This is a genomic window from Pseudomonas sp. Marseille-P9899, from assembly GCF_903166565.1.
Lineage (GTDB): Bacteria > Pseudomonadota > Gammaproteobacteria > Pseudomonadales > Pseudomonadaceae > Aquipseudomonas > Aquipseudomonas huaxiensis.
The window spans coordinates 112,836-133,703 of record NZ_CAESCG010000007.1 but is presented as its reverse complement, the minus strand read 5'-3'; the positions used below and the strand labels follow the sequence as shown (position 1 = coordinate 133,703).

At 61.8% G+C, this 20,868-nt stretch carries 20 protein-coding genes; 14 read left to right on the top strand and 6 right to left on the bottom strand.

The window, feature by feature from the left end:
* The first annotated feature begins 42 nt into the window (after nt 1–42).
* On the top strand, nt 43–1,041 hold the full coding sequence (locus HWV67_RS26835) for an alpha/beta hydrolase family protein (protein ID WP_175653461.1): 999 nt from the start codon (nt 43–45) through the stop codon (nt 1,039–1,041).
* On the opposite strand, the gene HWV67_RS26830 is transcribed toward HWV67_RS26835, so the two are convergent.
* Genes HWV67_RS26830 through HWV67_RS26820 form a run of 3 tightly spaced genes read right to left on the bottom strand, consistent with a single transcriptional unit; the run spans nt 1,038 to nt 3,494 of the window.
* Nucleotides 1,038–1,799 carry a DnaJ domain-containing protein gene (locus HWV67_RS26830; protein ID WP_175653460.1) on the bottom strand — a complete coding sequence of 254 codons (762 nt, stop codon included), beginning with the start codon at nt 1,797–1,799 and terminating at the stop codon, nt 1,038–1,040. The two genes, HWV67_RS26835 and HWV67_RS26830, sit on opposite strands and share 4 nt — an antisense overlap.
* A gap of 1 nt (nt 1,800) precedes the next feature.
* Nucleotides 1,801–2,472: an N-acetylmuramate alpha-1-phosphate uridylyltransferase MurU gene (murU, locus tag HWV67_RS26825; protein ID WP_175653459.1), complete on the bottom strand. Its 672-nt coding sequence runs from the start codon at nt 2,470–2,472 to the stop codon at nt 1,801–1,803.
* Complete coding sequence (locus tag HWV67_RS26820) at nt 2,469–3,494, bottom strand: aminoglycoside phosphotransferase family protein (RefSeq protein ID WP_175653458.1); 1,026 nt, start codon at nt 3,492–3,494, stop codon at nt 2,469–2,471. The genes murU and HWV67_RS26820 overlap by 4 nt, the downstream gene beginning before the upstream one ends.
* Before the next feature lie 285 nt (nt 3,495–3,779).
* Here HWV67_RS26820 and HWV67_RS26815 point away from each other — a divergent pair, with 285 nt between their 5' ends.
* The 11 genes from HWV67_RS26815 (at nt 3,780) to HWV67_RS26765 (ending at nt 17,830) form a co-directional block, all read left to right on the top strand.
* Nucleotides 3,780–6,584, top strand: a complete 2,805-nt coding sequence (locus HWV67_RS26815; RefSeq protein WP_175653457.1) for an LPS-assembly protein LptD — start codon at nt 3,780–3,782, stop codon at nt 6,582–6,584.
* Entirely contained in the window at nt 6,565–7,881 is a 1,317-nt protein-coding gene (surA, locus tag HWV67_RS26810; protein WP_175653456.1) for a peptidylprolyl isomerase SurA, read from the top strand. Before HWV67_RS26815 ends, surA begins: the two co-directional genes overlap by 20 nt.
* A complete protein-coding gene (gene pdxA / locus HWV67_RS26805; protein ID WP_175653455.1) occupies nt 7,878–8,867 on the top strand; it encodes a 4-hydroxythreonine-4-phosphate dehydrogenase PdxA in 990 nt (329 codons plus the stop codon). Before surA ends, pdxA begins: the two co-directional genes overlap by 4 nt.
* Complete coding sequence (rsmA, locus tag HWV67_RS26800) at nt 8,864–9,670, top strand: 16S rRNA (adenine(1518)-N(6)/adenine(1519)-N(6))-dimethyltransferase RsmA (RefSeq protein WP_175653454.1); 807 nt, start codon at nt 8,864–8,866, stop codon at nt 9,668–9,670. Before pdxA ends, rsmA begins: the two co-directional genes overlap by 4 nt.
* Before the next feature lie 99 nt (nt 9,671–9,769).
* On the top strand, nt 9,770–10,150 hold the full coding sequence (gene apaG, locus HWV67_RS26795) for a Co2+/Mg2+ efflux protein ApaG (protein ID WP_095156156.1): 381 nt from the start codon (nt 9,770–9,772) through the stop codon (nt 10,148–10,150).
* A complete protein-coding gene (locus HWV67_RS26790) occupies nt 10,150–11,007 on the top strand; it encodes a symmetrical bis(5'-nucleosyl)-tetraphosphatase (protein WP_175653453.1) in 858 nt (285 codons plus the stop codon). The genes apaG and HWV67_RS26790 overlap by 1 nt, the downstream gene beginning before the upstream one ends.
* A 32-nt stretch (nt 11,008–11,039) precedes the next feature.
* The gene (gene glpE / locus HWV67_RS26785; protein WP_095156158.1) at nt 11,040–11,369 is read left to right on the top strand and encodes a thiosulfate sulfurtransferase GlpE; all 330 of its coding nucleotides are present in this window, start codon (nt 11,040–11,042) and stop codon (nt 11,367–11,369) included.
* A gap of 281 nt (nt 11,370–11,650) precedes the next feature.
* On the top strand, nt 11,651–13,573 hold the full coding sequence (locus tag HWV67_RS26780; protein WP_095156159.1) for a PrkA family serine protein kinase: 1,923 nt from the start codon (nt 11,651–11,653) through the stop codon (nt 13,571–13,573).
* Between the two features lie 136 nt (nt 13,574–13,709).
* On the top strand, nt 13,710–14,981 hold the full coding sequence (locus HWV67_RS26775; RefSeq protein WP_095156160.1) for a YeaH/YhbH family protein: 1,272 nt from the start codon (nt 13,710–13,712) through the stop codon (nt 14,979–14,981).
* Complete coding sequence (locus tag HWV67_RS26770; RefSeq protein WP_175653452.1) at nt 14,978–16,540, top strand: SpoVR family protein; 1,563 nt, start codon at nt 14,978–14,980, stop codon at nt 16,538–16,540. Before HWV67_RS26775 ends, HWV67_RS26770 begins: the two co-directional genes overlap by 4 nt.
* Nucleotides 16,541–16,600: 60 nt before the next feature.
* Entirely contained in the window at nt 16,601–17,830 is a 1,230-nt protein-coding gene (locus HWV67_RS26765; RefSeq protein ID WP_175653451.1) for a multifunctional CCA addition/repair protein, read from the top strand.
* A 15-nt stretch (nt 17,831–17,845) separates the two neighbouring features.
* Here the strand turns inward: HWV67_RS26765 and folK are convergent, their stop codons facing one another.
* Both folK and folB read right to left on the bottom strand, forming a co-directional pair.
* Entirely contained in the window at nt 17,846–18,361 is a 516-nt protein-coding gene (gene folK / locus HWV67_RS26760) for a 2-amino-4-hydroxy-6-hydroxymethyldihydropteridine diphosphokinase (protein WP_175653450.1), read from the bottom strand.
* Nucleotides 18,352–18,705 (bottom strand): dihydroneopterin aldolase, encoded by a 354-nt coding sequence (gene folB, locus HWV67_RS26755; protein WP_175653449.1) that lies wholly within the window; start codon nt 18,703–18,705, stop codon nt 18,352–18,354. The genes folK and folB overlap by 10 nt, the downstream gene beginning before the upstream one ends.
* A gap of 74 nt (nt 18,706–18,779) precedes the next feature.
* Between folB and plsY the strand changes: the two genes are divergently transcribed.
* Nucleotides 18,780–19,349, top strand: coding sequence for a glycerol-3-phosphate 1-O-acyltransferase PlsY (gene plsY, locus HWV67_RS26750; RefSeq protein WP_110971529.1), 570 nt, complete (start codon nt 18,780–18,782; stop codon nt 19,347–19,349).
* A 26-nt stretch (nt 19,350–19,375) separates the two neighbouring features.
* Here the strand turns inward: plsY and tsaD are convergent, their stop codons facing one another.
* Nucleotides 19,376–20,401, bottom strand: coding sequence for a tRNA (adenosine(37)-N6)-threonylcarbamoyltransferase complex transferase subunit TsaD (tsaD, locus tag HWV67_RS26745; protein ID WP_095156166.1), 1,026 nt, complete (start codon nt 20,399–20,401; stop codon nt 19,376–19,378).
* A 201-nt stretch (nt 20,402–20,602) separates the two neighbouring features.
* On the opposite strand from tsaD, the gene rpsU reads away from it, so the two are divergent.
* Entirely contained in the window at nt 20,603–20,818 is a 216-nt protein-coding gene (gene rpsU, locus HWV67_RS26740) for a 30S ribosomal protein S21 (RefSeq protein ID WP_002551877.1), read from the top strand.
* The last annotated feature ends 50 nt before the right edge of the window (nt 20,819–20,868 follow it).

Sequence of the window (20,868 nt, the reverse complement as noted above, 5' to 3'; positions counted from 1 at the left end):
ATACCATTAGGCTGCCGGTATCATTCTGGCCTGGATCGATCAATGTTCTCACTCTATCGCACGACGCTTCCTACGTTATGCCTGACCTTGATACTACCGTGTACCGTGCTCGCCGAGGATGGCAAAACGCCAGAAACCACGAAGGACGCCGCCGTAGTTCAACGTCAGCCGCTGGCCGAGCGGAGTCAGGAAGACGCGCTGGCGCTGGAACGCCAGGTGCCCAAGGAAGAACAGCAAACCCTGCAAGCCGGCAGCGATAACTTCCTGGCCTTGTGGAAGCCGGCCAACAGCCCTTCTCCCCATGGTGTTCTGGTAATTCTCGCCGGAGCGGGAGAAACCGCCGACTGGCCGAAGACCGTCGGCCCGCTGCGGCGCAAGTTTCCCGATGCCGAGTGGGGCACCCTGAGTCTGTCGCTGCCCGACCTGCTGACCGAAAGCCCGGTTGCCCGCAGCGAAAGTCCCGCACCTGCACCGGAAGCCGCTGACACCAGCAAAGCCGCACCGGCGAAAGACACACCCGCCGACGCCAACGCCAACATCGCCCAGGCCACCGCGCCGGAAGCGGAAACTCCTGACGCACCTGGTGTAGCGGGCGGCGGTGCGAGCAGTGACAGCACCGACGCCGAACGGATTTTCGCCCGCCTCGATGCCGCCGTGGCCTACGCCCAGCAGCAGAACGCGCGCAGTATTGTCGTGATCGGAAATGGCAGCGGCGCCTACTGGGCGACCCGTTACCTGAGCGAACGCCAGCCGGCCCAGGTGCAGAAGCTGGTGCTGGTGGCCGCACAGACACCGCTCAAGGCCGAACACAGCCTGGACAGCCTGACCCCGTCGCTGAAAGTGCCGACCGCCGACTTCTATTACAGCGATCAGGAACAGGCCCGCCAGGCAGCAAGGCAACGCCTGCAGGCCAGCAAGCGACTCAAGGACAGCAACTACCGGCAAGTGGCGCTGACCGCGATGCCCGGCAACCGCACTGCAGAGCAGGAGCAGTTGTTCAGGCGGATTCGCGGATGGTTGAGCCCGAGTCAGGTGGACTAAAAACCGTGGCGCTTGCGGATGATTGAGTAGGCCTGATGCAGTTCCCGTGTGCGCTCGGTCGCCTCGCGGACCCGGGCCGGGCTGGCGCCGCTGCCTTGCAGCTTGTCCGGATGATGGCGGCTCAGCAGGCGCCGGTAGGCTTGCTTGATCTGGCCGGGCTCGGCCTCCGCCGTCACACCGAGCAAGCGCAACGCCTCGGGATAACTGCCCGGTCCCTCAAGCGCGGCTTTGCGCGGCTCGTAGTCACCCGCCAGCGCCTGCACCTTGGCCGCCGACCAGCCCAGTTGCTGCCCCCAGCTCACCAGCAGTTCCTTCTGTTCGCGCCCGGCACGGCCTTCGGCCCAGGCCATGCGGCAACAGGCACGCAATACGCCTTCGGCGGCATGCGGCTGTTCCTTCAGGCGGCGCAAGTGCCCGTCCACTTTTTCGCGCCCGGCCTTGCCGCGATTGAACGCGGCAATGGCTTTCTTGCGGCCGGCGGTGTCCATCTCAAGCCGCTGCATCTCGTGGCGCGCCTGTTGAATATGCCCTTCGAGCACCCGGCCGCCGCTTTTGGCAAGGCGCCCCAGTAGCACGAACAGCACTTCGTCATCCCGCAGCACCGGGCGCCCGCCCAGCTTTTCCCGCAGATGCGCCCAACTGTGCAATTGCAGTCGGCGGTCCATCGCCTGGCCAAGCAACGCCCCCAGCAACGCGCCAGGAATACTGGCGAGGGCAAAGCCGGCTCCGGCACCAATCACTGTGCTCGGCCACAACATCTCAGCGCTGCTCAGCGAGCAGGTGCTCGACTTCGGCAAGACGCTCAAGCGTCCCGACATCCACCCAGTGCCCACGGAAATGCTCGCCACTGACCTGGCCGGAAGCCATCGCGTGACGCAGCAGCGGAGCCAATTTGAAAGCGCCCGCCTGACAACCGGCAAACAGCGCCGGATGGATCACGGCGATACCGCTGTAGGTCAACGTTTCGCTGGCACCCTCACCGTCGCGCACTTCTCCGGCATCCAGGCGGAAATCGCCGGCGCCGTGATGCCCGGGATTGTCCACCAGCACCAGATGCGCCTGTCCTTGCAGCGGCCGGCGCAGGCGGGTGAAGTCGTAGTCGGTCCAGATATCACCGTTGACCAGCACGAACGGCTCGTCACCCAGCAGCGGCAAGGCCTTGAAGATCCCGCCACCGGTTTCCAGCGGCTCGCCCTCGGCGGAGAAGCGGATGCTCAGCCCCCAGCGCGAACCATCGCCGAGGTGGTCCTCGATCTGCTGGCCGAGCCAGGCATGGTTGATGACGACGTCGGTGAATCCTGCCGCCGCCAACGCGCGCAGGTGATATTCGATCAACGGCACACCCGCCACCGGCACCAGCGGCTTTGGCGTGTGCAGGGTCAGCGGGCGCATCCGCTCGCCCTTGCCGGCCGCGAGGATCATCGCCTTCATGGACGCGCCTCCGCAGCCGCGCGAAGACTGGCGATCAATTCGCCCAGTTCGGCCAACTCCGGCCGCCGGGAAATCACTTCATCTATATAGGCAAAGAAGCGCGGCACGTCGGCGAGGTAGCGCGGCTTGCCGTCGCGGTGGCAGATGCGGGCGAAAATCCCGATCACTTTCAGATGGCGCTGCACGCCCATCAGGTCGCTGGCGCGGTGGAAGTCCTCGAAATCCGCCTGCACCGGGATGCCCTCGGCCTGGGCACGTTGCCAGTAGTCGCGCAGCCAGCCGAGCACCTGCGGCTGCGGCCAACTGAGGAAGGCGTCCTTGAACAGGCAGGTGATGTCATAGGTGACCGGACCGTAGACGGCGTCCTGGAAGTCCAGTACGCCGGGGTTCGGCACGCTGCGCATCAGGTTGCGCGGCATATAGTCGCGATGCACCAGGACCTTCGGCTGGGCAAGGGCGCTATCGATCAGCAGGCTGCTGATGCGCTGCCAGGCGGCGGCCTGCTGCTCATCGAGGGCCACATTGAGCTCACGGCCGACATACCACTCGGGGAACAACTCAAGCTCGCGGCGCAGCAGCGCCACGTCGTAGCTCGGCAGCGGAGCGTCCATGGGCAGGTGCTGGAAGGCGAGCAGTGCGTCGATCGCGTCGTGGAACAAGGCGTCGGCATTGCTGCTGTCGATCACATCGAGGTAGGTCTGGTTGCCCAGGTCGCTCAGCAAAAGGAAGCCGCGCTCCAGGTCTTCTCCATGAATGACGGGCACATTAACGTTGGCGTTCGCCAGCAGGCGGGCGATATCGACGAAAGGACGGCAGTTCTCCTGGGGCGGCGGTGCATCCATCACGATGAAGCTGCGGCCATCGGCCTGCCAGCGGAAGTAGCGGCGGAAACTCGCATCGCTGCTGGCGGCCGTCAGGCTACCTGCGGGGACCGGCCCCCAGCCCTGCTGTTGGAAAAGACGTGCAAGTTGCTCATCGAGCCAGACGTTGAGGTGCTGCAGACGTACATCGTGATCGGGCATTACAAGGGTCTCCAACGGCCCAGGGCTCTGGAAAAATGTATTCGAACGAAGGCCAGACAAGGCCAAAACAGGCAACGAAGGCCGCAGGCGCGCCCGACTTTACCGGTTGTAGATGGGCATTCCGAGCGCATTTACAACGCAACGCAAGCGAGCCGGGACGCATTTCGTAGAGAGCCTAGCCGCCAAGCGGGTCATGCTTTATTATCCAGCATCTTTTTCAGACCATCGAGAGGCGTGCGGCCCCACACGCGGGCAGATGGCACGCAGGAAGCCCGGACTAATAAGATGGCATTGAAATCCCCCGCGTTTCGTAGAAAATTCCCGTTGCTGGTCACCGGCGGTTTGCTGGCACTGCAACCCCTGGCCACGTCGTACGTGGTGGCCGCCGAGCAGTTCGACTGCCAAGTTTCCGCTTCCGGTAGCTGGGACTGCAAGCCCAAGACCAGCGTGAACGCCCTTCCGCCGCGCCCGGTGCACGACGGTGCGGCCGTCAGTTCGGCCAATGCCACGCCAGAGCAGGTCGCCGCCGGCACTGCCGAAGCGAAAGGCACCGGCACCGCGCTGGTGACCGAGAGCAAAGGTCGTGGACTGAAGTCCCGCAGCGCCGACTACAGTCACCTGGACTGGGTTCCACGCGACAAGCTGACCGCGGCGCAACTCGCCGAGACCGGTCCGTATTGCTCCGGTGCCTATATCGAACCCACCCGTCCGGGCATGAACGACAGCACGCCTAAAGACGAGTCGCCGACCTTCATCGGCGCCAAGGTTTCCCGCTACCAGCAGGAACAGCAGATCGCCACCCTCGCGGGTGATGTGGTCATGCGCCAGGGCAGCATGCAGGTCGAGGCCGACGAGGCCAACCTGTATCAGGCGGAGAACCGCGGCGAGCTGAGCGGCAACGTGAAGATTCGCGACAACGGTTCGCTGGTAGTGGGCGACCACGCCGAAATCCAGCTCGACACCGGTGAAGCCAAGGTCGACAACGCCGAATACGTGATGCACAAATCGCGCATCCGCGGTAACGCGCTGTACGCCAAGCGTGCCGAGAACGCCATCATTCGCCTCAAGGACGGTACCTATACCACCTGTGAGCCGAACAGTAACGCCTGGCAGCTCAAGGGCAACAACATCACCCTGAACCCGGCTACCGGTTTCGGTACCGCGACCAACGTCACCCTGCGGGTCAAAGATATTCCGGTGTTCTACACCCCGTATATCTACTTCCCGATCGACGATCGTCGCCAGTCCGGCTTCCTGCCACCGTCCTTCAGCACCAGCAGCGATACCGGCTTCATGCTGGTCACGCCGTACTACTTCAACCTGGCACCGAACTACGACGCCACCTTGTACCCACGCTACATGGCCAAGCGCGGCTTGCTGATGGAAGGCGAATTCCGCTACCTGACCAAGTCCAGCGAAGGGCAAGTTGGTGGGGCGTGGTTGAATGACCAGGATGACGATCGCAAGAAGCAGACTGACTATAAAGACCAGCGCTGGATGGTTAACTGGCAGCACAAGGGCGGCCTCGATTCGCGCCTGCTGGCTGAAGTCGACTACACCGATATCAGCGATCCTTTCTACTTCCAAGACCTCGAAACCGATCAGCTTGGCGTAAAAAGTCCCGACGCCCTAAACCAGCAAGGCAAGCTGACTTATCGAGGAGACAACTACACCGCCGGGCTCAACGTCCAGGCGTACGAGCTTGCGACCATTTCCCAGATCACGCCGTATGATCGTCTGCCACAGCTCACCTTCTACGGCATGCTGCCCTACCATCCCGGTGGCCTGAACTTCGCTTACGAGTCCGAAGCCGTGCGCTTCGAACGGGATCTGAAGAATGATCTTGTGCGCGACAAGCAAGGCAATCTGGATACGAGCGTAGGAACCATCCCGGGCCAGCGGCTTGATCAGAACGTCAGCGGGCTGGCACGCTCCAATGGTACTCGCTTCAACCTGAGCCCTAGTATCAGCCTGCCACTCACCGCGAGCTACGGTTTCGTGACTCCGTCGGTTAAGTACGTATACACCAAGTACGATTTGGACCTGGACCAGCGTGGCAAAACCACACTGCTTGCTGATGAGACATTCAACAGCTCTCAGGACCGTAACGTACCGATATTCAGTGTGGATAGCGGCCTGCTCTTCGACCGTCAAACTCAGTGGTTTGGCAAAAACTACAACCAGACGCTCGAACCGCGCCTGTACTACTTGTATGTACCGTATAAAGATCAGACCGATATCCCGATCTTCGATACCAGTGAGTCGCTGTTCAATTACTCCTCGCTGTTCCGGGATAACCGCTTCAGTGGCACAGACCGAATTGGTGACGAGAACAAATTGTCGCTGGGCGTGACCAACCGCTGGATCGAGGAAAACGGCTTCGAACGCCAACGCTTCAGCATCGGTCAGGCTCTGTACTTCAAGGATCGCAAAGTACAGTTGCCAGGAATCGATTACCGCACCAGGGCAGACGCCCAGTCGGATGTATCGCCGTATGCATTGGAGTACGAGTACCGCTTCAATCGCGACTGGCGCTTCAACTCCGACTTCAACTGGGATCCGGACAGCCGCAGCACCCGCTCGGGCAGCGCGATGTTCCACTACCAGCCTGAAGACAACGTGAACAAGGTCGTAAACCTTGGCTACCGCTATCGCAACGATACCGTCAGCTACAACAGTGCTACCGGCCGCTGGCAGGTAGGCGGTGGTGACTACGGAAATGTAGGCGACGCGAACTACGTCAAGGACTACTACAAGATCCAGCAACATGACTTCTCCGTCATGTGGCCGATCGTTCCACAGTGGACCGCCATTGCTCGCTGGCAGCACGATTACAACCGCAACCGCACGCTGGAAGCCTTCGGTGGTTTCGAATACGACAACTGCTGCTGGAAACTGCGTCTGATCAACCGCTACTGGGTTGATTACGATGACTTCAGCCAGGCTACTCCGCAAAACGAAAAAGGCGACCACGGCGTCTTCCTGCAGATCGTGCTGAAAGGCCTCGGTGGTGTAGTGGGCAACAAGGTTGAGTCGTTCCTCGATCAAGGCATTCAAGGTTACCGTACACGTGAAGACCAAGCTTATTGATTGTCTGCGCCCGCTAGTGCTGGGCGCCGTGATGTTGAGCAGCACCGCGCACGCCGCGGTGCAGACCCTGGACAAGATCGTCGTCATCGTCGACAACGACGTGGTCATGCAGAGCCAACTGGACCAGCGCGTCCACGAAGTCCAGCAGACCATCGCCAAGCGGGGCGGCGCGGTGCCGCCTACCAGCGTGCTCGACCAGCAGGTACTGGAACGTCTGATCGTCGAAAACCTGCAACTGCAGATCGGCGAACGCTCCGGTATCCGCATCACCGATGAAGAACTCAACCAGGCCATCGGCACCATTGCACAGCGCAACAACATGAGCCTGGAGCAGTTCCGCGCTGCCCTGGCCCATGACGGCCTGTCCTTTGATGACGCCCGCGAGCAGGTCCGTCGCGAGATGATCATCAGCCGCGTACGCCAGCGCCGGGTTGCCGAGCGCATCCAGGTGTCCGAGCAGGAAGTGAAGAACTTCCTCGCCTCGGATCTGGGCAAGGTGCAGCTGTCGGAAGAATACCGTCTGGCCAACATCCTGATCCCGACCCCGGAAAGCGCCAGTTCCAACGCGATCCAGGCCGCTGCCCGTCAAGCCGGCGAGATCTATCAGCAGCTCAAGCAAGGCGCCGACTTTGCCCAACTGGCAATCGCCCGCTCGGCCAGCGAAACCGCGCTGGAAGGCGGCGAGATGGGCTGGCGCAAAGCGGCCCAGTTGCCACCGCCATTCGACAAGATGCTCGGTTCCATGGCAGTTGGTGACGTCACTGAGCCGATCCGTACACCAGGTGGCTTCATCATCCTCAAACTGCAGGAAAAGCGCGGCGGCCAAACCCAGCTGCGTGATGAAGTCCATGTACGCCACATCCTGATCAAGCCAAGCGAAATCCGCAGCGAAGCCGAGACCAAGGTCCTGGCCCAGCGCCTGTACGATCGCATCCAGGCGGGTGAAGACTTTGCCGAACTGGCGAAGAGCTTCTCGGAAGACCCGGGCTCGGCGCTCAACGGCGGCGACCTCAACTGGATCGACCCGAACGCCCTGGTACCCGAGTTCCGCGAAGTCATGGCCCACGCCCAGCAAGGCGTAGTGTCCAAGCCGTTCCAGACCCAATATGGCTGGCACGTACTGGAAGTCCTTGGCCGTCGCGCCACTGACAGCACTGCCCAGGCCCGCGAGCAACAGGCCATGACCGTACTGCGCAACCGCAAGTACGACGAAGAGCTGCAAAGCTGGCTGCGTCAGATCCGCGACGAAGCCTACGTCGAGATCAAGCTTCCTGGCGCCGAACAGGCAGCCCAGTGAAACCTCAGCGCTTCGCCATCACACCCGGCGAGCCGGCCGGCATAGGTCCTGACCTTTGCCTGCTGCTCGCCTCGCAAGCCCAGCCTTATCCCCTGATTGCCATCACCAGTCGTGACCTGCTCGCCGAGCGGGCCACGCAACTGGGTGTGGCTGTCGAATTGCTGCCCGTCAGCCCCGCCGCCTTCCCCGATCAGCCCGCCAAAGCCGGCAGCCTGTACGTTTGGGATACGCCACTGGCGTACAAGGCAGTTGCGGGTACGCTGGACAAGGCCAACGCCGCCTTCGTCCTGGAAACCCTGACCCGCGCCGGACAGGGCTGCCTGGACGGGCACTTCGCCGGCATGATCACCGCCCCGGTACACAAGGGCGTGATCAACGAGAGCGGCATCGCTTTCTCCGGACACACCGAATTCCTCGCCGAACTGACCAACACCGCCCAGGTCGTCATGATGCTCGCCACCCGCGGCCTGCGCGTCGCCCTGGTGACAACCCATCTGCCCCTGCGCGACGTGGCCGACGCCATCACTGTCGAACGCCTTGAGCGGGTCACGCGGATCCTGCATGCCGACCTGCAACAGAAGTTCGGTATCGCCGCTCCGCGCATCCTGGTCTGCGGACTCAACCCGCATGCCGGCGAAGGTGGCCATCTGGGTCGCGAGGAAATCGACATCATCGAGCCCACGCTGGAACGCCTGCGTGGCGAAGGCATGGACCTGCGCGGTCCGCTGCCCGCCGACACACTGTTTACCCCCAAATATCTGGAGCACTGCGATGCAGTGCTGGCGATGTACCACGACCAAGGCCTGCCCGTGCTCAAGTTCAAGGGCTTTGGCGCCGCACTGAATGTCACCCTTGGCCTGCCGATCATCCGTACTTCGGTGGATCACGGTACCGCTCTGGACCTTGCCGGCACCGGCAAGATCGACACAGGCAGCCTGCAGGTCGCACTGGAAACCGCCTACCAGATGGCCGAGACCCGACTATGACTGAGCAATACCAACACCGGGCGCGCAAGCGCTTCGGTCAGAACTTCCTGCACGACGCTGGCGTGATCGATCGCATTCTGCGCGCCATCAATGCCAAGGCCGGCGAACACATCCTGGAGATCGGCCCTGGCCAAGGCGCCCTGACCGAAGGCGTGCTGAGCAGCGGCGCGCAACTGGACGTGGTGGAGCTGGACAAGGACCTGGTGCCGATCCTCAACCAGCAATTTGCCGACCGCAGCAACTTCCGCCTGCACCAGGGCGACGCGCTGAAGTTCGATTTCACCACCCTCGGCGCCGAACCACGCGCCCTGCGGGTGGTCGGTAACCTGCCGTACAACATCTCCACCCCACTGATCTTCCACCTGCTGAACAACGCCGGCCTGATCCGCGACATGCACTTCATGCTGCAGAAAGAAGTGGTCGAGCGCCTGGCCGCAGGCCCTGGCGGCGGTGACTGGGGACGCCTGTCGATCATGGTGCAGTACCACTGCCGGGTCGAGCACCTGTTCAACGTCGGCCCGGGCGCATTCAATCCGCCACCGAAGGTCGACTCCGCGATCGTGCGTCTGGTGCCTCACGAAACCCTGCCTCACCCGGCCAAGGACCACCGTCTGCTGGAGCGCGTCGTTCGCGAAGCCTTCAACCAGCGCCGCAAGACCTTGCGCAACACCTTGAAGGCCCTGCTCAGCAGCGATGCCATCGAAGCCGCCGGTGTCGACGGCAGCCTGCGTCCCGAGCAGCTCGACCTCGCCGCGTTTGTCCGTCTGGCGGACAAGCTGGCCGAGCCAGCGCCGGCCAAGTAATACAAGCCCGGCCAGCTTCCGTCTGAAGCTGGCCGGCGCACCGGCCAATGGCCTAGACTGACTCCTTCGCAACATCCGCTTGTATTGAAGGCCCCTCGCATGTCCGAACCGCGCTATCAGGTCGACGTCAGCGTCGTCACCCGCTTCCTCCCGGAACAGTCCAACCCCGAGAACGAGCAGTTTGCGTTCGCCTATACCATCACGGTGAGCAACAACGGCGCCCTGGCGGCCAAGCTGATCTCCCGTCACTGGGTCATCACCCATGGCAGCGGCAAGGTGGAAGAGATTCGCGGAGACGGCGTGGTGGGGCAGCAGCCACTGATTGCACCGGGCCAGAGCCACACCTACAGCAGCGGTGCGGTGCTGTCCGCCAAGGTCGGCACCATGCAGGGCAGCTACCAGATGTTCGCCGAAGACGGCGTGCGCTTCGAAGCGGTGATCGCGCCGTTCCGCCTCGCCGTTCCCGGGGCCCTGCACTGATGGCGACGTATGCCGTCGGCGATCTGCAGGGTTGCCTGGAGCCGCTCAAGTGCCTGCTCGAACGGGTCAACTTCAACCCCGCCGTCGATCGCCTGTGGCTGGTGGGCGATCTGGTCAACCGCGGCCCGCAGTCTCTGGAAACCTTGCGCTTCCTCTATGGCATGCGCGACTCGCTGGTCTGCGTACTGGGTAACCACGACCTGCACCTGCTGGCGGCGTGGCACAACATTGAGCGACTGAAAAAGAGCGATACCCTGCGCGAAGTGCTCGATGCACCGGACGCACCGGAGCTGATGGACTGGCTGCGCCAGCAGAAGCTGCTGCATTTCGACGAAGCCCGTGGCACGGTGATGGTTCACGCCGGCATTCCACCGCAATGGACCCTGGCAAAGGCCCTGGCCCTTGCCGCCGAGGTCGAAGAGGTATTGCGCGACGACAACCGCCTCAAGCCTTACCTGGACGGCATGTACGGTAACGAACCGGCCAAGTGGAACAAGGACCTGACCGGCGTCAGCCGCCTGCGCGTCATCACCAACTACTTCACCCGCATGCGCTTCTGCACCGCAGACGGCAAGCTCGACCTCAAGGGCAAGGAAGGCGCCGACACCGCCCTGCCCGGCTACAAGCCCTGGTTCGCCCACAAGGACCGCCGCTCGCGGCACGTGAAGATCATCTTCGGCCACTGGGCGGCCCTCGAAGGCCGCTGCAATGCGCCTGGGGTCTTCGCCCTGGACACCGGCTGCGTGTGGGGCGGCGCCATGACCCTGATGAATGTCGACAGCGGCGAAATCCAGCGCTGCGACTGCAAGCCCAAAGGCCCCTCGGCCCCACCTGCCACGCCCCACACAAACGGCTAGAATGGCCCGTCACTGTTGAAGGAAACCGCCCCATGAGCGAATTCAAACGCATCCCTCCCGAGCAGGCCCAGGCACTGCGTGAACAAGGTGCGGTCGTGGTCGACATTCGCGACCCCCAAAGCTACGCCACTGGCCACATCGCAGGCTCCCATCACCTGGACAACCAGTCGGTTGCCGACTTCATCCGCAACGCCGACCTGGACGCCCCCACCGTGGTGGTCTGCTACCACGGCAACTCGAGCCAGAACGCAGCGGCGTACCTGGCTGGCCAGGGCTTCTCGGAGGTCTACAGCCTTGATGGCGGTTTCGAGTTGTGGCGCGGCACCTACCCGGCGGAAACCAGCCAAGGGACCTCCGAATAATTTTTTAAATTCCCCGCAGCCCGCGTCCCGTGCGGGCTCGCGCCTGACCAGACGAACGGTCATGGCGAACTTATCGTCCTTCCGTCCTTGACCTCCCGGATTCCGAACTATCCTTAAGCCCAGGCCATCCAAAAAGGGGAGAGCCGGTACACCGGCGTGCGGGTCATCGGTAGCGATTTCAAGGTGTTCTGGGGGGTATACAGCAATCGTCCATCCCGATTGCATGCCAGCATCAGCTGACTGATCCGGCGTCGGCTCCACGTATCGAGCGAGGTGACGTCATGAGTATTTTTAGCCACTTCCAACAACGCTTCGAGTCCACCCGTCAGGAAGAGCTCTCGCTGCAGGAGTATCTAGAGCTCTGCAAGAACGACCGCAGCGCATACGCCTCGGCGGCTGAGCGCCTGCTCATGGCCATCGGGGAGCCGGAACTGGTCGACACCTCGAACAACTCCAGGTTGTCGCGAATCTTCTCCAACAAGGTCATCCGGCGTTATCCGGCCTTCGAGGATTTCCATGGCATGGAGGAATGCATCGATCAGATCGTTTCCTACTTCCGCCATGCCGCACAGGGTCTGGAAGAGAAGAAACAGATCCTTTATCTGCTCGGCCCGGTAGGTGGCGGTAAATCGTCCCTGGCGGAAAAACTCAAGCAGCTGATCGAGAAGGTGCCCTTCTACGCCATCAAGGGCTCGCCGGTTTTCGAGTCACCACTGGGGCTGTTCAATGCCACCGAGGATGGCGCGATTCTGGAAGAAGACTTCGGCATCCCGCGTCGCTACCTGAGCACCATCATGTCCCCTTGGGCGACCAAGCGCCTGGCCGAATTCGGCGGCGACATCAGCCAGTTCAAGGTGGTCAAGCTCTACCCTTCGATCCTCAACCAGATCGCCGTGGCCAAGACCGAGCCGGGCGACGAGAACAACCAGGACATCTCGGCCCTTGTGGGCAAGGTGGATATCCGCAAGCTCGAGGAATTCCCGCAGAACGACGCCGATGCCTACAGCTACTCGGGCGCGCTGTGCCGGGCCAACCAGGGCCTGATGGAATTCGTCGAGATGTTCAAGGCGCCGATCAAGGTTCTGCACCCGTTGCTGACCGCGACCCAGGAAGGCAACTACAACAGCACCGAAGGCCTGGGCGCGATCCCCTACTCCGGGATCCTGCTGGCCCACTCCAACGAATCGGAATGGCACAGCTTCCGCAACAACAAGAACAACGAGGCGTTCATCGACCGGATCTACATCGTCAAGGTGCCGTATTGCCTGCGCGTCAGTGACGAAATCAAGATCTACGACAAGCTCCTGTTCAACAGCTCCCTGGCCAAGGCTCATTGCGCACCTGACACCCTGAAAATGCTCGCCCAGTTCACCGTGCTCTCGCGCCTCAAAGAGCCGGAAAACTCGAACATCTACTCGAAAATGCGCGTGTATGACGGTGAAAACCTCAAGGACACCGATCCAAAAGCCAAGTCGATCCAGGAGTACCGCGACAGCGCTGGCGTAGACGAGGGCATGAACGGCCTGTCGACCCGCTTCGCCTTCAAGATCCTGTCGAAGGTGTTTAACTTCGACCCTCATGAAGTGGCGGCCAACCCGGTTCACCTGCTGTATGTGCTGGAACAACAGATCGAGCAGGAGCAATTCCCGGCCGAAGTGCGCGAACGCTACCTGCGCTTCCTGAAGGAATACCTGGCACCGCGCTACATCGAGTTCATCGGCAAGGAAATCCAGACCGCTTACCTGGAGTCCTACAGCGAATACGGCCAGAACATCTTCGACCGCTATGTGCTGTACGCGGACTTCTGGATTCAGGATCAGGAATACCGCGATCCGGAAACCGGCGAAATCCTCAACCGCATCGCCCTCAACGAAGAACTGGAGAAAATCGAGAAGCCGGCCGGCATCAGCAATCCGAAGGATTTCCGCAACGAGATCGTCAACTTCGTACTGCGCGCCCGGGCCAACAACAACGGCAAGAACCCGACCTGGCTCAGCTACGAAAAACTGCGGGTGGTCATCGAGAAGAAAATGTTCTCCAACACCGAGGACCTCCTGCCCGTCATCAGCTTCAACGCCAAGGCCAGCAAAGAGGATCAACAGAAACACAACGACTTCGTTACGCGGATGGTGGAGCGCGGCTACACGGACAAACAGGTTCGCCTGCTCTCGGAATGGTACCTGCGGGTCAGAAAATCCCAGTAAAAGCTGCAAGCAGTAGGCCACAAGCCACGAGCTGGTCGCGGGTGCCCAAGGCACACCGCGCAGCTCATGGTGGCGGCGGATGCTTTTACTTGCAGCGCGTAGCTTGACGCTTGCGGCTGCATTACCGGAGGGGCCCATGAGCTATGTAATCGACCGACGCCTGAACGGCAAGAACAAAAGCACGGTCAACCGCCAGCGCTTTCTGCGGCGTTACCGTGACCACATCAAGAAAGCCGTCGAGGAAGCCGTAAGCCGCCGCTCCATTACCGATATGGAACACGGCGAGCAGATCAGCATTCCCGGACGCGATATCGACGAACCCGTGCTTCACCACGGACGTGGTGGCAAACAGACCGTGGTTCATCCTGGCAACAAGGAATTCACCGCTGGCGAGCACATTCCGCGCCCACAAGGCGGCGGGGGCGGCGGCGGCCGTGGCAAAGCGGGCAATTCCGGCGAAGGCATGGATGAGTTCGTCTTCCAGATCACCCAGGAAGAGTTCCTCGAATTCATGTTCGAAGACCTGGAACTGCCCAACCTGGTCAAACGCCACCTGACTGGCACCGACACCTTCAAGACAGTACGCGCCGGCATCAGCAACGAAGGCAACCCGTCGCGCATCAATATCATCCGCACCCTGCGTTCGGCCCATGCCCGGCGCATCGCCTTGTCCGGCAGCAGCCGCGCACGCCTGCGTGAGGTACGGGAAGAGCTGGAACGGCTGAAACGCGAAGAACCCGACAATTTCGGCGACATTCAGGAAATCGAGGCGGAAATCGAGCGCCTGAGCGCCCGTATCCACCGCATCCCCTTCCTCGACACGTTCGACCTCAAGTACAACCTGCTGGTCAAACACCCGAACCCAAGCTCCAAGGCCGTGATGTTCTGCCTCATGGACGTTTCCGGCTCCATGACCCAGGCCACCAAGGACATCGCCAAGCGCTTCTTCATCCTGCTGTACCTGTTCCTGAAGCGGAATTACGACCGCATCGAAGTGGTATTCATCCGCCATCACACCAGCGCCCGCGAAGTGGACGAAGAAGAGTTTTTCTATTCACGCGAAACCGGCGGCACCATCGTCTCCAGCGCGCTGAAATTGATGCAGGAAATCATGGCCGAACGCTATTCGGCCAGCGAGTGGAACATCTACGCCGCCCAGGCTTCGGACGGTGACAACTGGAACGACGATTCGCCCATCTGCCGGGAGATCCTCAGCAAGCAGATCATGCCGTTCGTGCAGTACTACACTTACGTCGAAATCACGCCCCGCGAACATCAGGCCCTCTGGTACGAATACGAACGTATCGGCGAAGCCTTTGCTGACACGTTCGCCCAGCAACAGTTGGTGTCGGCCGGCGATATCTATCCGGTCTTCCGTGAACTCTTCCAGCGCAGGTTAGTGACATGACCGCCAGAGAGCAGAAACGCCATCCCATTTCCACCGGGTCCGAGTGGACGTTCGAGCTCATCCAGGCTTATGACCGCGAGATCAGCCGCCTGGCAGAGCGCTACGCCCTGGACACTTATCCCAACCAGATCGAAGTGATCACCGCCGAGCAGATGATGGACGCCTACGCCTCGGTGGGCATGCCGCTGGGCTATCACCACTGGTCCTACGGCAAGCACTTCCTGAGCACGGAAAAATCCTATAGCCGCGGTCAAATGGGCCTGGCCTACGAGATCGTGATCAACTCCGACCCCTGCATCGCCTACCTGATGGAGGAAAACACCATCTGCATGCAGGCCCTGGTGGTGGCTCACGCCTGCTACGGGCACAACAGCTTCTTCAAGGGCAACTACCTGTTCCGCACCTGGACCGACGCCAGCTCGATCATCGATTACCTGGTGTTCGCCAAGCAGTACATCACCCAGTGCGAGGAGCGCCACGGCATCGACGCCGTGGAAGACCTGCTGGACTCCTGCCACGCCCTGATGAACTACGGCGTCGACCGCTACAAACGGCCCTACCCGATTTCCGCCGAAGAAGAGCGACGTCGGCAGAAAGACCGTGAAGAACACCTGCAGAAGCAGATCAACGACCTGTGGCGCACCATCCCGAAAGGAGCTGACAAGTCCAGCGACAAGGACGCCGGCCGCTTCCCTGCCGAGCCCCAGGAAAACATTCTCTACTTCATCGAGAAACATGCGCCGCTACTGGAGCCCTGGCAGCGCGAGATCGTGCGCATCGTGCGCAAGATCGCCCAGTATTTCTATCCACAGCGCCAGACCCAGGTCATGAACGAAGGCTGGGCAACCTTCTGGCACTACACGCTGATGAACGACCTGTACGACGAAGGCCTGGTCACCGACGGCTTCATGATGGAATTCCTCCAGTCCCACACCAGCGTGGTGTTCCAGCCCGGCTTCGACAGCCCCTACTACAGCGGCATCAACCCCTATGCGCTGGGGTTCGCCATGTACACCGACATTCGCCGCATCTGCGAGCACCCTACCGAAGAGGACCGCCGCTGGTTCCCCGACATCGCCGGCAGCGACTGGCTGTCCGCCATCAAGTTCGCCATGAGCAGCTTCAAGGACGAGAGCTTCATCCTGCAGTACCTCTCGCCCAAGGTCATTCGTGATCTGAAACTGTTCAGCATCATGGATGACGATCAGCGCGACGACCTGCTGGTCCCGGCGATCCATGACGAAAGCGGTTACCGCGTCATTCGCGAAACCCTGGCGGCCCAGTACAACCTCGGCAACCGCGAACCCAACGTGCAGATCTGGAGCATCGACCGCCGCGGCGATCGCTCGCTCACCCTGCGCCACCAACAACACGACCGCAAACCACTGGGCGACTCCACCGAGGAAGTCCTCAAACACCTGCACCGTCTCTGGGGCTTCGATATTCACCTCGAAACCCTGCAGGGCGAGCAGATCATGAAAACCCATCCCGTTCCGCCACGGGGGGAGCACTCAGACGGTGACCACGGTCGCCTCGATCTCGCCGTCGTCCACCTGTAACCCAGGCAGCCTCCGTGATGTCACACAGGTTATCCTGTGGGGCATCTACGGAGGTTTTTCATGCAGATTTACAAAGTCGGCGGCGCCGTGCGCGACCGCCTGCTCGGCAGGCCGGTCACCGACAACGACTGGGTGGTGGTTGGCGCCACGGTCGAACAGATGCAGGCCCAGGGCTTTCGCCCGGTGGGCAGCGATTTCCCGGTGTTCCTGCACCCCAAGAGCGGCGAGGAATATGCCCTCGCCCGCACAGAGCGCAAGAGTGGCGTTGGCTACGGCGGCTTTACGTTCCATGCCAGCCCGGAGATCACCCTTGAGCAGGACCTGATCCGCCGCGACCTCACCATCAACGCCATGGCCGAAGACGGCGACGGTAATCTGACCGACCCCTACAACGGCAAGAAAGACCTCGAAGACCGTATTCTCCGCCATGTTTCCCCCGCGTTCGCCGAAGATCCTCTGCGGGTTCTGCGCGTCGCCCGCTTTGCTGCGCGCTTTGCCGGACTCGGTTTCAGCGTGGCGCCCGAAACCCTGGAACTGATGCGCCAGTTGAGCGAGTCAGGTGAATTGCAGGCCCTCACCGCAGAACGCAGTTGGAAAGAAATTTCCCGCGCAATGATGGAAGACGCCCCCCAGGTATTCATTCAGGTCCTGCGCGACTGCGGCGCACTCAAGCAACTGATGCCCGAGCTGGACGCCCTGTTTGGCGTGCCCCAGCCCGCTGCTCATCACCCGGAAATCGATACTGGCGCCCATACGCTTGCAGTGCTGGAGCAGGCCGCGCGGCATGAGCATCCGCTGACCGTGCGCTGGGCCTGCCTGCTCCACGACCTGGGCAAAGGCACCACGCCGGAAGCCGAATGGCCCCGACATATCGCCCATGAACATCGCGGCCTGAAATTGATCGAAGCGGTCAACCAACGCTTCAAGGCACCGCGCGACTGCCAGGAACTGGCGCTGCTGGTAGGCGAGTTCCACACCCACGGCCATCGCGCCCTGGAACTGAAGCCCTCGACCTTGCTGGAGCTGCTGCAACGGTTCGACGTGTATCGACGCCCGCAGCGGTTCGAAGAATTTATTGCCGCTTGCGAAATGGATGCGCGGGGTCGGCTGGGGCTGGAGGATCGTGCTTATCCACAGGCGGAATATCTGCGCGGCGCGGCTGCGGCGGCGAGAGAAGTGGCCGTGCAGCCGTTGGTGCAGCAGGGCTACACCGGGCAGGCACTGGGCGAAGCACTGAAGAAAGCGCGTCTGAATGCGCTGAAAGCCTACAAGGAAAACGCCGCGAACTGAGTTCGCGGCGCTCGATCAGAGCCCTTGCGGGGTCAACTGCCGGTCGCTCCAGAGGAACGGCACGGGGGCGAGGACCTGGTCGATCTGCGCCTCGCTCCACAACTGCGCCATGGTCTTGCCAGCGCCCGGGTGCAGCAAAGCCGGTGCTATCAGCGATAGCGGCCACAGAACGAAAGCGTTTTTCAGAATTTCCGCACGGGGCAGGATCAGGCCGTCGAAGTTGCCGTGAAGGTCGCCGTACATCAGCACATCGATGTCCAGTGGCAGCCCTTTGCGCTCCGGCGCATAGCGGCCGTTGTCGGCCTCGATGAACTTGAGCCGGCGATCCAGCTCGATCAGCGGCAGATCGGTCAGGCCGGTCACCACCAGATTGAAAAACGGCCCGCTCTTGATGCCCACCGCCTGACTTTCGAAGACGGCGGAACACTCCATTTGCTGGAGAAAACCGGCCAGTGCGTCGAGGCCGGCAGTGAGGTGCCGTTCGCGCTCGACATTACTGCCGAGGCCCAGGTAGACCCGTATCAGAGGCATCCGCGCTCGATCTCCACACCAACTCCCGAAGCCGCAGGCACCGCGCCGGGCTTGGTCAGCTTCAAGTGCAGCCATGGAATGTTGAACTCGGCCATCAGCACCTGGGCCAGACGCTCGGCGAAGGTTTCCACCAACTGGAACTGCGTCTGTTCGGCGAATGCCTGGATTCGCGTCGAGACGCTGGCATAGTCCAGGGCGAGGGTGAGGTCGTCTCCCGCTGCCGCCGGGCGATTATCCCAGGCGAACCGCAGGTCCAGCCGCAGGCACTGGCGAATGCCGCGTTCCCAGTCGTAGGCACCGATCACGGTGTCGACTTCCAGCCCCTCGATGAACACTCTGTCCAAGCACTTCTCTCCACAGCACGACAAGGGCGCCTTGCGCCGTTAGAATCAGGGCGTCCTCGCCCGGAATAGTTAGCATGTTTTGGTTACTGGCGTTATTCGCCTACCTGCTCGGCTCTCTGTCCTTCGCCATCGTCCTCAGCCGCCTGAGCGGCAGCCCGGACCCGCGCATGAGCGGTTCAGGCAATGCCGGCGCCACCAACATGTTGCGCTTGGCGGGGCGGAAACTGGCGATCCTGACCCTGCTTGGCGACCTGTGCAAGGGGCTGTTGCCCGTACTGCTCGCCCATTCGGCTGGCCTGGACCAACAAGAACAGGCCTGGATCGGCGTCAGCGCGGTCATCGGCCACCTGTTCCCGGTGTACTTCCGCTTCCGCGGCGGCAAGGGTGTCGCCACCGCCGCCGGCATGCTACTCGGCCTCTACCCGCCGGCCGCCCTGCTGGCCATCAGCAGTTGGCTGCTGACCTTCTACCTGACCCGCACCAGCTCGCTGGCCGCCCTGATCGCAACGCCCCTCACCCTGCCACTGCTGGCCTGGCGCGAGCCTGAAGCGTTGTTGCCAATGAGCCTGTTGACCTTGCTCATCGTCTGGCGTCATCGCGGCAATCTACGCGACCTGTTCGCCGGACGCGAACGGCATTTCTGAACGCGGCGAATGAACAGGATTCACCTTCAGATCGCCTGCAGCTGCTCCATCGGCCAGCGTGCCTGCACGCTGATCGCCAGGCTTTCCTTCTGGCCGGCCGCCAGGCGCTGGCATCCCGCATAGGCAATCATCGCGCCGTTATCGGTGCAGAACTGCGGCCGGGCGTAATACACATTGCCCTTGAGTCCCGCAGTCATATCCTCGAGGGACGCGCGCAACGCCTTGTTGGCGCTTACGCCGCCAGCGATCACCAGGCGCTTCAGGCCGGTCTGCTGCAATGCGCGTCGGCACTTGATGGTCAGAGTCTCCACCACCGCCTTCTCGAAGGCCAGGGAGATGTCGCAACGGGTTTGCTCGCCGTCGTCCCCAGCGCTCTTGCACTGCTGCCAGGTATTGAGGGCGAAGGTTTTCAGGCCACTGAAGCTGAAATCCAGGCCCGGACGATCGGTCATCGGCCGCGGGAATACGAAGCGGCCGGGCACGCCCTGAGTTGCCAGGCGCGCAATTTCAGGACCGCCGGGATAATTCAGGCCGATCAGCTTGGCAGTCTTGTCGAAGGCCTCGCCTGCGGCGTCGTCCAGCGACTCGCCGAGCAGTTCGTAACGGCCAATGCCGTCGACCCGCACCAGTTGCGTATGGCCGCCCGACACCAGCAAGGCGACGAACGGGAATTCCGGAGGATGCTCTTCCAGCATCGGCGCCAGCAGGTGACCTTCCATATGGTGGACGCCCAACGCCGGAATATCCCAGGCAAACGCCAGGGCCTGGGCGCAAGAGGCGCCCACCAGCAGCGCACCGACCAGGCCGGGGCCGGCCGTGTAGGCGATCGCGTCGATCTCGGTAGGCGCGCAATCGGCTTCGGCCAGAACCTGGCGGATCAGCGGCAGCATGCGCTTGACGTGATCGCGCGAAGCGAGCTCTGGCACCACGCCGCCGTAGACGCGGTGCAGGTCGATCTGGCTGAATAACGCGTCGGCCAGCAGGCCTCGCTCGCTGTCGTAGAGCGCGACGCCGGTTTCATCGCAGGATGTTTCCAATCCCAGTACTAGCATGGGTGTTTGCCTTGTCGAGGCTGAATTCGAAGGCGGGCATGATAGTCCCCGCTCCCGGTGCCGACCAGCGGTTTTCGATCAGAGGCTTTGCATTCCGCCCAGCTAAGAGTTACCATCCGCAACCCTTAAAACCGACGTTACTCCAGTGCACATTTCTGCCACGAGTTCGTTGACCCCGGTAATGAATGAAGGTAGCTCTGGATGCCAGCCGTCAAAGTTAAAGAGAATGAACCCTTCGACGTAGCTCTGCGTCGTTTCAAGCGCTCCTGCGAAAAAGCCGGTGTACTGGCTGAAGTTCGTAGCCGCGAATTTTACGAGAAGCCAACTTCTGAGCGTAAGCGCAAAGCAGCAGCCGCTGTTAAGCGTCACGCCAAGAAAGTTCAGCGCGAACAGCGCCGCGCCGTTCGTCTGTACTAATACAGACATTCGTCGCAAGCTTCTGCCTTGCCCGGCCTACAGCCGGGCTG